This is a genomic window from Streptomyces sp. GSL17-111 (assembly GCF_037911585.1).
Classification (GTDB): Bacteria; Actinomycetota; Actinomycetes; order Streptomycetales; family Streptomycetaceae; genus Streptomyces.
Map to the genome: position 1 here is coordinate 5,825,207 of NZ_JBAJNS010000001.1, position 12,186 is coordinate 5,837,392.

The following is a 12,186-nucleotide window of genomic DNA, read 5'->3' on the forward strand; positions in this document are numbered from 1 at the left end:
ATGGCGAATGAAGAGAAGCTGCTCGATCACCTGAAGTTCGTCACGGGTGAGCTCCGGCAGGCGCACCAGCGACTGCGCGAGCAGGAGGATCGTGACTCCGAGCCCATCGCCGTCGTGGCCATGGCCTGCCGCTACCCCGGCGGGGTGCGCACCCCGGAACAGCTGTGGGAGTTGGTCACCGAGGGCCGTGACGCGGTCGGACCGTTCCCGTCCGACCGGGGCTGGGACCTCGACGCGCTGCTCGACCCTGACCCCGAGCGTGGCGGCGGCAGCTACGCCCACGAGGGCGGATTCCTGCACGAGGCGGCCGAGTTCGACGCCGGGCTCTTCGAGATATCGCCGCGCGAGGCAGTCGCCATGGACCCGCAGCAGCGGCTCCTCCTGGAGACCTCGTGGGAGGTCTTCGAACGCGCGGGCATCGATCCGAAGTCGCTGCGCGGCCGCCGGGTCGGCGTCTTCGCCGCCACCAACGGGCAGGACTACGCGACCGCGCTCGCCGCCGACCCGGCGGCCGCAGAGGGCTACCTGGCCACAGGAGCCGTCGCCAGCGTGCTGTCCGGCCGTCTCAGTTACGTCTTCGGGCTCGAAGGCCCCGCCCTCACCATCGACACCGCGTGCTCGGCGTCCCTGGTGGCGCTGCACCTCGCCATCCAGTCGCTGCGTAGGGGCGAGTGCACCATGGCGCTCGCCGGCGGCGTCACCGTGATGGCCACGCCCGCCGCCTTCGTCGAGTTCAGCCGCCAGCGGGGCCTCGCGGCCGACGGCCGGTGCAAGGCGTTCGGCGACGGCGCGGACGGCACCGGCTGGGGCGAGGGCGTGGGCGTGCTGCTGGTGGAGCGGCTCTCCGACGCCGTCCGCAACGGGCACGACGTGCTCGCCGTGGTGCGTGGCTCGGCCGTCAACCAGGACGGCGCGTCCAACGGCCTGACCGCCCCGAACGGCCCCTCCCAGCAGCGGGTCATCCGTGACGCGCTGGCCTCGGCGGGCCTGGCGCCCTCCGATGTCGACCTGGTGGAGGCGCACGGGACGGGGACGCGGCTGGGTGACCCGATCGAGGCGCAGGCGTTGCTGGCGACGTACGGTCGGGGGCGGGAGGCCGACCAGCCCCTGTGGCTGGGGTCGGTGAAGTCGAACATCGGCCACACCCAGGCCGCCGCCGGTGTCGCCGGTGTCATCAAGGCGGTCATGGCGCTGCGGCACGGCGTCCTGCCCCGCACCCTGCACGCCGACGAGCCCACCCGGCAGGTGCAATGGTCCGCCGGTGACGTCCGGTTGCTCACCGAGAACCGCCCCTGGTCCGGCGCCGGCCGGACCCGGCGTGCTGCCGTCTCCTCGTTCGGTGTGAGCGGCACCAACGCGCACACGGTCCTGGAACAGGCACCCGAGCCCGGGCCCGAGGTCGGGGACGCCCCGGCGACGCCGGCGCCCGTGGCCGCGGAACCGCCCCTGATCCCGCTCCCGCTCTCCGCCCGCACCCCGCGCGCCCTGCGCGACCAGGCCGCCGGTCTCCACGCCCTGCTCGCCGAGCGGCCCGAAACACGCCTGGCCGACGTCGGTCACTCGCTGGCCACCACCCGCGCCTCGCTCACCGCGCGGGCCGTGGTGCTCGCGGCGGGCCGTGACGACGCGCTGCGTGCCCTCGCCGGACTCGCCGAGGGGACGGTTCCGCCGGAGACCGAGTCCGGTATGACGGCCCCTGGCCGGACCGCCTTCCTGTTCTCGGGTCAGGGTGCGCAGCGGGTCGGGATGGGGCGTGGGTTGTATGAGGCGTTCCCGGTGTTCGCCGAGGCGTTCGATGCGGTGTGTGCGCGGGTGGATCTTGATCGGCCGTTGCGGGAGGTGGTGTTCGGGGACGGTGAGGCGTTGGACCGCACGGTCTACGCTCAGCCTGCGTTGTTCGCGGTCGAGGTGGCGTTGTTCCGGTTGGTGGAGTCCTGGGGTGTGGTGCCGGATGTGCTGGTGGGTCATTCGGTGGGTGAGGTGGCGGCTGCACATGTGGCGGGTGTGTTGTCGTTGGATGACGCGTGTGCGCTGGTGTCGGCGCGTGGTCGGTTGATGGAGGCGCTGCCGCGGGGCGGTGCGATGCTGGCCGTGGAGGCGGCGGAGGACGGTCTGGACCTGCCGGAGGGTGTGTGTCTGGCGGCGGTGAACGGGCCGGGGTCGGTGACGGTCTCCGGTGACGCGGACGCGGTCGACGCCCTGGAGGAGCGGCTGCGCGCCCAGAACGTGCGGGTGAAGCGGCTGACGGTCTCCCACGCCTTCCACTCACACCGTATGGAGCCGATGCTGGCGGAGTTCGCGGCGGTCGCGGAGTCGTTGACCTACCACCCCCCGACGATCCCCGTGGTGGCCACGGCTCCGGGCGACGTGGCCACGCCCGCCTACTGGGTGGGCCAGATCCGCGAGCCCGTCCGCTTCGCCGACGCCGTGCGCCGGGCCGACGACGCCGGTGCCGTCCGCTTCCTCGAACTCGGCCCGGACGGCACCCTGTCCGCGCTCGTCCCGCACATCGCCGACGACGCGACCACCGTCACCACTCTGCGCCCCGGTCGCGACGAGGCCGCGTCGCTGCTGCACGGCATCGCGCGCGCCCATGTACACGGCGCCCGGGTCGACTGGGCGGCGCCGCTCGCCGCGGCGGGCGCCGGGCGCGTGGAGCTGCCCACCTACCCGTTCGAGCGGCAGACGTACTGGCCGAGCGCCCGGATCGGATCCGGGGACCTGACGTCCGCCGGGCTCGGCGCGGCCGGTCACCCGCTGCTGGGCGCCGCCGTGTCGCTGGCCGTCGGGGGAGGGGTGCTGCTCACCGGCCGGCTCAGCGCTGCCACGCACGGCTGGCTCACCGACCACACGATCCACGGACATGTGCTCGTCCCGGGCACCGCGTTCGTCGAACTCGCCTGGCAGGCGGGGGAGTACGTCGGCTGTGGGACCGTGGAGGACCTCACCCTCGCCGTACCGCTGGTGTTGCCCGCACGCGGCGGTGTCCAGATCCAGGTCAGCGCGGGGGCGGAGGACGAGGACGGCACGCGCCGTCTGGAGATCCACTCACGTCCCGACGGCGAGGAGGAGTGGACCGCCAACGCCTCCGGCGTGCTCGCCGCCTCCGTCGACGCCCCGGCCCCCGAGGCACAGGTATGGCCGCCGGAGGCCGAGCCGGTGGACCTCAACGGCTTCTACGGGCGCGCCACCGCGGCCGGGTTTGCGTACGGCCCTGTCTTCCAGGGGCTGAAGGCCGCCTGGCGGGACGGCGACGACCTGTACGCCGAGGTGGAACTGCCCGACGCCGCCCATCGCGAGGCGGGCCGCTGCGGACTGCACCCCGCACTGCTCGACGCGGCCCTGCACCTGACCGGTCTCGACCCGGAGCGGGCCGGTCTGCCTTTCGCGTGGGAGGGCGCCGCCCTGCACGCGACCGGTGCCACCCGGCTCCGCGTCCACCTGGCACCCGCCGGGTCGGACACCTGGACGCTGCGGATCAGCGACCCGGGGGGCGGCCCCGTCGCCACCGTCGATTCGCTCACCCTGCGGGCCGCGTCCGCCGTCGGCCCGCGCCACGACGACGCCCTGTTCACGCTCGACTGGACGGCCGTACCCACGCCCGAACGGCGGGGCTCGTCCGCCACTGCCACCCGGGGACTCGAGACCTTCCTGGCCGGGTTCTCCGGCGCGGCCCCCGACGTCGTCGCATGGCCCGTGGCCGATTCCGCCACCGGGACCGACGCCGACTCCGTCGTCACGGAGGTCCTGGCCGGACTCCAGGCGTGGCTGGCCGACGACCGGTTCGCCGCGTCGCGTCTGGTGCTGGTCACCCGTTCGGCAGCAGCCGCCACGACCGGTGACGACGTCACCGGTCTGTCCGCCGCGGCCGTCGGCGGACTCGTACGCTCCGCCCAGGCCGAGCACCCCGACCGGTTCGTCCTCCTCGACGTCGACAGCGGCACCGCCCTCGACGACGACCTGCTCGCCGTGCTCGCGCACGGCGACGAACCCTGGCTCGCCCTCCGCGACGGGACCCTGTTCGCGCCCCGGCTGGCCCGCGCGTCCGCGTCCGGTGCCCTCGCCCTCCCCGGCACGGAAACCTGGCGGCTCACCGCCGACCGCTCCTCCGGCTCGCTGCGCGACCTGGCGCTCACCCCCGCCCCCGAGACGGCCGCCGAGCTGGCGCCCGGCGAGGTGCGGATCGCGGTCCGCGCGACCGGCGTCAACTTCCGCGACGTCCTGATCGCCCTCGGGCAGTACCCCGACCCCTCGGCCCTGATGGGGTCGGAGGGTGCGGGCACCGTCGTCGAGGTCGGCTCCGGCGTCACGGACCTCGCTCCCGGCGACCGCGTCTTCGGCCTCTTCGCGGGTGGCTTCGCGCCGCTCGCCGTGGTCGACCGGCGGATGGTGGCGCCGGTACCGCAGGAGTGGACCTTCACGGACGCCGCCACCGTGCCGATGGCGTTCCTGACGGCGTACTACGCGCTGGTGGACCTGGCCGAACTGGCACCCGGCGAGTCCGTGCTGGTCCACGCCGCCGCCGGCGGCGTGGGCATGGCCGCCGTGCAGATCGCCCACCACATGGGCGCCGAGGTGTACGGAACGGCCTCGCCCGCCAAGTGGGCGGCGACCGGCCTCGACGCCGCACACCTCGCCTCCTCGCGGGACCTCGGCTTCGAAGCGGCGTTCGCCGCGCGCACCGCGGGGCGCGGCGTGGACGTCGTCCTCAACTCGCTCGCGGCCGAGTTCATCGACGCCTCGGTGCGACTGCTGGCCCCCGGCGGCCGGTTCGTCGAGATGGGCAAGGCGGACCTGCGGGACCCGGCCTCGTTCGGCGACCGCACCTACCGTGCCTTCGACCTCGGCGAGGCGGGCCCCGACCGGCTCCAGGCGATGCTGCGGGAGGTCCTCGACCTGTTCCGCACGGGCGACCTCACCCTGCTGCCCGCGCGCACCTGGGACGTCCGCCAGGCGGCGGAGGTCTTCCGACACGTCGGCGCCGGCCGCCACGTCGGCAAGAACGTCCTGACACTGCCGCGTGCCCTCGACCCCGACGGCACGGTCCTGGTCACCGGCGGCACCGGAGTCCTCGGGCAGCGGCTCGCCCGCCACCTGGTCGAGCAGCGCGGCGTACGGCACCTGCTGCTCGTCAGCCGCAGCGGCCCCGACGCGCCCGGCGCCCGGGAACTGGCCGGACAACTGGACGCGCTCGGCGCACGGGTACGGATCGCGGCCTGCGACGTCACCGACCGGGACGCGCTCGCCGCGCTCCTGGCGGACGTCCCCGCCCAGCACCCGCTCATCGGAGTCGTGCACGCGGCCGGTGTCGCCGACGACGGCGTCATCGAGGCGCTGACGCCGCAGCGGATCACCGGTGTCTTCGGCCCCAAGGCCCGCGCCGCGCTCAATCTGCACGAGCTGACCGCCGGACACGACCTGGCCCTCTTCACCCTCTACGCCTCCGCCTCCTCGGCCTTCGGCTCCCCCGGCCAGGCCAACTACGCCGCCGCCAACGCATTCCTGGAGGCGCTGGCCCAGCACCGCCGTACCCGCGGACTCGCCGCGACCGCCCTCGGCTGGGGTCTGTGGGCCGAGGAGAGCGCGATCAGCGGCGGCCTCGACGCCACCGGTGTCGCTCGTGCGACGCGCGTCGGCGGTGCGCTCGCCACCGACGAAGGGCTCGCCCTCTTTGACGCCGCCCACGCCACCGGCCTGCCGTACCTGCTGCCCCTGCGCTTCGACCTGACCACCGCCCGGACGCTGCGGCCCGTGCCCGCGCTGCTCCGCGGCCTGGTCCGTGCCCCCGTCCGCCGCGTCGCCGGTACCGTCACCGGCGGTTCGGGGCTCGCCGAACGCCTGGCGGCGCTCCCCGCCGCCGAACAACACCGCCTGCTCACCGGGCTCGTACGCGCGGAGGCCGCCGCCGTCCTCGGGCACGCCGGCGTGGAATCGGTCGCCCCGGACCGGGTGTTCAGGGAACTCGGCTTCGACTCGCTGACCTCCGTCGAACTCCGCAACCGCGTCAACGCGGCCACCGGGCTGCGGCTGCCCGCCGGCCTCGTCTTCGACCATCCGACCCCGGCGGCCCTCGCCGCCCACCTGCGCGAGCTGCTCGCCGACGGCACGACGGCCCACGTGGCCGTCGCGGCGGCCGCAGCCGCCGACGAGCCCATCGCCGTCGTCGGCATGGCCTGCCGCTTCCCCGGCCGGGTGAACGGCCCGGCGGACCTGTGGCGACTGGTCTCCGAGGGCGGCGACGCCACCGGACCGTTCCCCACGGACCGCGGCTGGGGCCTGGACACGCTGTACGACCCGGACCCCGACCGCGTCGGCACCACCTACGCCCGCGCCGGCGGATTCCTCTCCGACGCCGCCGAGTTCGACGCGGGCCTCTTCGACATCTCGCCGCGCGAGGCGCTGGCGATGGACCCGCAGCAGCGACTGCTCCTCGAAACGTCCTGGGAAACCTTCGAACACGCGGGCATCGACCCGCACGTGCTCCGTGGCAGCCAGGCGGGCGTCTTCGTCGGAGCCGCCTCGTCCGGCTACGGCGTGGGCGTACGCCTCCCCGAGGGCGTCGAGGGCCACTTCCTCACCGGCAGCTCCACCAGCGTCGCCTCCGGACGCCTCGCCTACACGTACGGGCTGGAGGGCCCGGCCGTCACCGTCGACACGGCGTGCTCGTCGTCGTTGGTCGCGCTGCACCTGGCCGTGCAGTCGCTGCGCAGCGGCGAGTGCACCATGGCCCTGGCCGGCGGCGTCAGCATGATGGCGACCCCAGCGATCTTCACCGAGTTCTCCCGCCAGCGCGGCCTGTCGGCCGACGGCCGGTGCAAGCCGTTCTCGGCGGACGCCGACGGCACCGGCTGGTCCGAGGGCGTCGGCATGCTGCTCGTGGAGCGGCTCTCCGACGCCGTCCGCAACGGGCACCGGGTCCTGGCCGTGGTGCGCGGCTCGGCCGTCAACCAGGACGGCGCGTCCAACGGCCTGACCGCCCCCAACGGCCCCTCCCAGCAGCGCGTCATCCGCACCGCTCTGGCCTCAGCGGGCCTGGCGCCCTCCGACGTCGACCTGGTCGAGGCGCACGGCACGGGCACTCGGCTCGGCGACCCGATCGAGGCGGAGGCGCTGCTGGCCACCTACGGCCAGGACCGCGACCCGAGCCGGCCGCTCTACCTCGGGTCACTGAAGTCGAACATCGGGCACGCCCAGGCCGCCGCCGGTGTCGGTGGCATCATCAAGACCATCGAGGCGCTGCGCCACGGCGTCCTGCCCCGCACCCTGCACGCCGACGAGCCGACGCCGCACGTGGACTGGTCGGCCGGCACCATGTCCCTGCTCACCGAGGCACACCCCTGGCCGTCGGCCGACCGGCCGCGCCGCGCGGGCGTCTCCTCCTTCGGCGTGAGCGGCACCAACGCGCACGTCATCATGGAGCAGGCGCCCGAGCCGCCCGCGTCCTCCGCACCGTCGGCCGCGTCCGCTCCCGCGCACCCGGTGCCGGTCCGCATCTCGGCGCGATCCGCCCCCGCACTCACGGGCCAGGCGGCCCGGCTGCTCGACCTGCTGGAGCGCGACGAGACCCTGCGCCCCGTCGACCTGGCCCACTCCCTGGCCGTGTCCCGGCCCGCCCTGGACCACCGTGCCACGCTGATCGCCGCCGACCGCACGGAGCTCCTCGCCGAGCTGACCGCGCTCGCAGCCGGTGAGACACCGACGGCCACCGTCCGAGGCGGCGGGACGGTGTTCCTGTTCTCGGGTCAGGGTGGGCAGCGGGTCGGGATGGGGCGTGGGTTGTATGAGGCGTTCCCGGTGTTCGCCGAGGCGTTCGATTCGGTGTGTGCGCGGGTGGATCTCGACCGGCCGTTGCGGGAGGTGGTGTTCGGCACCGACGACGACATCCTGGGCCGGACCGAGTACACGCAGCCCGCGCTGTTCGCTCTGGAAGTGGCAATGTTCCGGTTGGTGGAGTCGTGGGGTGTGGTGCCGGATGTGCTGGTGGGTCATTCGGTGGGTGAGGTGGCGGCTGCGCATGTGGCGGGTGTGTTGTCGCTGGATGACGCGTGTGCGCTGGTGTCGGCGCGTGGCCGGTTGATGGAGGCGCTGCCGCAGGGCGGTGCGATGCTGGCGGTGGAGGCGGCCGAGGACGGTCTGGACCTGCCGGAGGGCGTGGGTCTGGCGGCGGTCAACGGGCCGACGTCGGTGACGGTCTCCGGCGACGCGGACGCGATCGACGCCCTGGAAGAACGGCTGCGCGCCCAGAACGTGCGGGTGAAGCGGCTGACGGTCTCCCACGCCTTCCACTCACACCGCATGGAGCCGATGCTGGCGGAGTTCGCGGCCGTCGCGGAGTCGCTGACCTACCACCCCCCGACCATTCCCGTCGTGGCCACGGCGCCCGGTGACGTGGCCACGCCCGCCTACTGGGTGGGTCAGATCCGCGAGCCGGTCCGCTTCGCCGACGCCATCGCCTCCCTCACCGAGCACACCCGCTTCCTCGAAATCGGCCCGGACGGCACCCTGTCCGCGCTCGTCCCGCACATCGCCGCGGACGCGGTCGCCGTTCCCGCCCTGCGCTCCGGCCCCGGCGAGGCCGCCGGTCCACTGCGCGCCGTCGCCCGTCTGCACAGCCACGGCGCGCCCCTGGAACCCACCCGCCTCACCGCGGGCGGACGGCTGGTCGAGCTGCCCCCGTACGCCTTCCAGCGTGAGCGCTACTGGCTCGACGCCACGCCCGCCCGTGCCACGGGCGAGGCGACCGGCGAGGCCGAGGAACGGTTCTGGGAGGCCGTCGACGCGGCCGACCGGGGCGCGGTGGCCGCCGCGCTCGACCTGGACGACACCGACACGGGCCTGGACACCGTGCTGCCCGCCCTCACCACCTGGCGCCGCGAGAGCCGCAAGCGCTCCCTGGTGGAGTCCTGGCGGTACCGCACCGCCTGGACGCCGCTGGACAGCGGGCCCGAGGCCACGCTCACCGGCACCTGGCTGCTCGTCGGCGCCCCCCACCCCGAGGTGGCCGAGGCGCTGCGCGCCGCCGGCGCCGACGTCGCCGAGTGCGCACCCGCCGACGTCCGCCCCGAACTGCTCCTCGCCGACGACCTGGCCGGGGTTCTGGCCCTGCGCCCCGACGTGGGCGGCCTGCTCACCCTTCTCCAGGCCCTCGACCGGGCCGACGCCGAGGTGCGCTGCTGGGTCGCCACCAGGGGAGCCGTCTCCACCGGGCGCCTCGACCCGCTCACCGACCCCGACGCCGCGCAGGTCTGGGGGCTCGGCCGGGTTGCCGCACTGGAGCACCCCGACCGCTGGGGCGGACTCCTCGACCTTCCCGGGACGCTGGACCGCAGGGCGGGCGCCCGGCTGGCCGCGGTCCTGGCCGGCATCGGCGTCGAGGACCAGCTCGCGATCCGTGACAGCGGCATCTTCGCCCGCCGTCTGCGCCACGCCGCGCCCGAGCCCGCCGCCGCGCCCTGGCGCCCGGACGGCACCGTCCTCATCACCGGCGGCACCGGAGCCCTCGGCTCCCGCCTCGCCCGTACGCTCGCCGAGCGCGGCACCCCGCACCTCGTCCTCACCGGCCGCCGCGGGCCCGACGCCCCCGGCGCCGCCGAACTCGTGGCCGAGCTGGCCCGGTTCGGTGCCACCGCCACGGTGGTGGCCTGCGACGCCGCCGACCGTGACGCGGTCGCCGCCGTGCTCGCCGGCGTGCCCTCGGCCCACCCGCTCACCGCCGTGGTGCACGCGGCCGGCATCGGCGACGACAACGTCCTCACCGAGCTGACCGAGGAGCGCCTCGGCGCCGTGCTGCGCGCCAAGGCCGACGCCGCCCGCGTCCTCGACGACCTCACCCGGGGAATCGACTCGCTCACCGCGTTCGTCACCTACGGGTCCATCGCCGGTGTGTGGGGCAGCGGCGGGCAGGCCGCCTACGCCGCGGCCAACGCCCACCTCGACGCGCTGGCCGAACACCGCCGCGCCGCGGGGTTGCCCGCCACCTCCGTCGCCTGGGGCCCATGGGCCGAGGCCGGAATGGCGGCGAGCGACGAGGCGACGGCCCACCTGCGCCGGCGTGGCCTGCGTCCGCTCGACCCCGAGTCGGCCGTCACCGCCCTGGACCGCGCCGTCGCCTCCGGCGACGCGTGCGTGACCATCGCCGACGTGGACTGGGAGCGCTTCGCCGCCACCTTCACCGCCACCCGGCCGAGCCCGCTCCTGACCGAGCTCCCCGAGGTGGGGGACGCCGCCACCGCCCCCGAGCCGGCGGCCGGCGCGGTCCTGCGCGACCGGCTCACCGCGCTGCCCGCAGCCGAGCGGGAGCGGGTCGTGCTCGACCTGGTGACCACGACCGCCGCAGAGGTCCTGGGGCACCGGGACCGCACCGCCGTCGACGCGGCGGCGACCTTCCGCGAACTCGGTGTCGACTCGCTGACCGCCGTCGAACTGCGCGACCGTCTCGCGGCGACCACCGGCCTGTCGCTGCCCGCCGCGCTGGTCTTCGACCACCCCACCGCGCTGCTGCTCGCCGCCCGGATCCGCGACGAACTGCTCGGCGGCACCGACCCGGCACCCGTCCACGGCTCGGGAACCGTCACCGCCGACGAGCCCCTCGCCATCGTCGCCATGGGCACCCGCCTGCCCGGCGGCGTGCGCTCGCCCGAGGACCTGTGGCAGCTGGTCGCCCGGGGCGGCGACGGCATCTCCGGATTCCCGACCGACCGCGGCTGGGAGCTCGACGCCCTCGACCACACGGCCGAGGGCGGCTTCCTCCACGACGCCGCCGAGTTCGACGCCGAACTCTTCGGCATCTCCCCGCGCGAGGCGCTCGCCATGGACCCGCAGCAGCGGCTGCTCCTGGAGACCTCGTGGGAGACGTTCGAACGGGGCGGCATCGACCCGACCTCGCTGCGCGGCAGCCGCGCGGGCGTCTTCGTCGGCGCTTCGAACAGCGGATACGGCACCGGCACCACGCCGCCCGACGAGGTCGGTGGGCACCTGCTCACCGGTACCTCCAACAGCGTGCTGTCCGGGCGCCTCGCCTACACGTACGGGCTCGAGGGCCCAGCGCTCACCGTGGACACCGCCTGCTCGTCGTCGCTGGTCGCGCTGCACCTCGCCGCGCGGGCGCTGCGCACCGGCGAGTGCGACCTCGCCGTCGTGGGCGGCGTCGCCGTGATGCCCACGACGGCCGGATTCAGCGAGTTCGCCAAGCAGGACGGTCTCGCGAAGGACGGGCGCTGCAAGTCCTTCGCGTCCACCGCCGACGGCACGGGCTGGTCCGAGGGTGTCGCGGTCGTCCTGGTGGAACGGCTCTCCGACGCCGTCCGCAACGGTCACGAGGTCCTCGCCCTGGTGCGTGGCTCGGCCGTCAACCAGGACGGCGCCTCCAACGGACTCACCGCGCCCAACGGCCCCGCCCAGCAGCGGGTGATCCGGGCCGCGCTCGCCTCGGCGGGCCTAGAGCCGACCGACGTGGACGCGGTGGAGGCGCACGGTACGGGTACGCGGCTCGGCGACCCGATCGAGGCGCAGGCCCTGATCGCCGAGTACGGCGGGCAGCGCGACCAGCCGCTGCGGCTCGGTTCGTTGAAGTCGAACATCGGCCACACCCAGGCCGCCGCCGGCCTGGCCGGCGTCGTCAAGATGGTCATGGCGCTCCGCCACGCCGAACTGCCCCGCACCCTGCACGTGGACGAGCCGACGCCGCACGTGGACTGGTCCGCTGGCGCCGTCGCCCTGCTCACCGAGCACAGCCCGTGGCCGGAGGCGGACCGACCGCGCCGGGCCGGTGTGTCGTCGTTCGGCATCAGCGGCACCAACGCCCATGTCGTCATCGAGCAGGCCCCGGCCCCGGAGACGGTGCCGGACGCCGCGCCCGTCGCCGTACCGCCGGTCCTCGCCTGGCCGGTCTCCGGCCGGACGGCCGACGCACTGCGCGCTCAGGCGGCCCGGCTGCATCAGGCCCTCGACGAGCACCCCGGGGCCGATCTCGTCGGCCACGCCCGCACCCTCGCCGCCGGCCGGGCGGCCCTCGACCACCGTGCCGTCGTGCTCGGTTCCGGCCGGGACGACCTGCTAGCGGGCCTCACCGACCTCGCGGAGGACCGCACGAGCGCTGCCGTCGTCCGCGGCACGAACGTCTCAGGCCGGACCGCCTTCCTGTTCTCGGGTCAGGGTGCGCAGCGGGTCGGGATGGGGCGTGGGCTG

1 protein-coding gene (running past one end of the window) is annotated in these 12,186 nt (G+C 75.1%); it reads left to right on the top strand.

The features are described 5' to 3' along the window. On the top strand, positions 1–12,186 hold the 5' end (the start) of the coding sequence (locus tag V6D49_RS25655; RefSeq protein WP_340563433.1) for a type I polyketide synthase. The gene runs 17,592 nt beyond the window's last position; the window shows 12,186 of its 29,778 coding nt (coding positions 1–12,186); the start codon lies at positions 1–3; its stop codon lies off the right edge, out of view.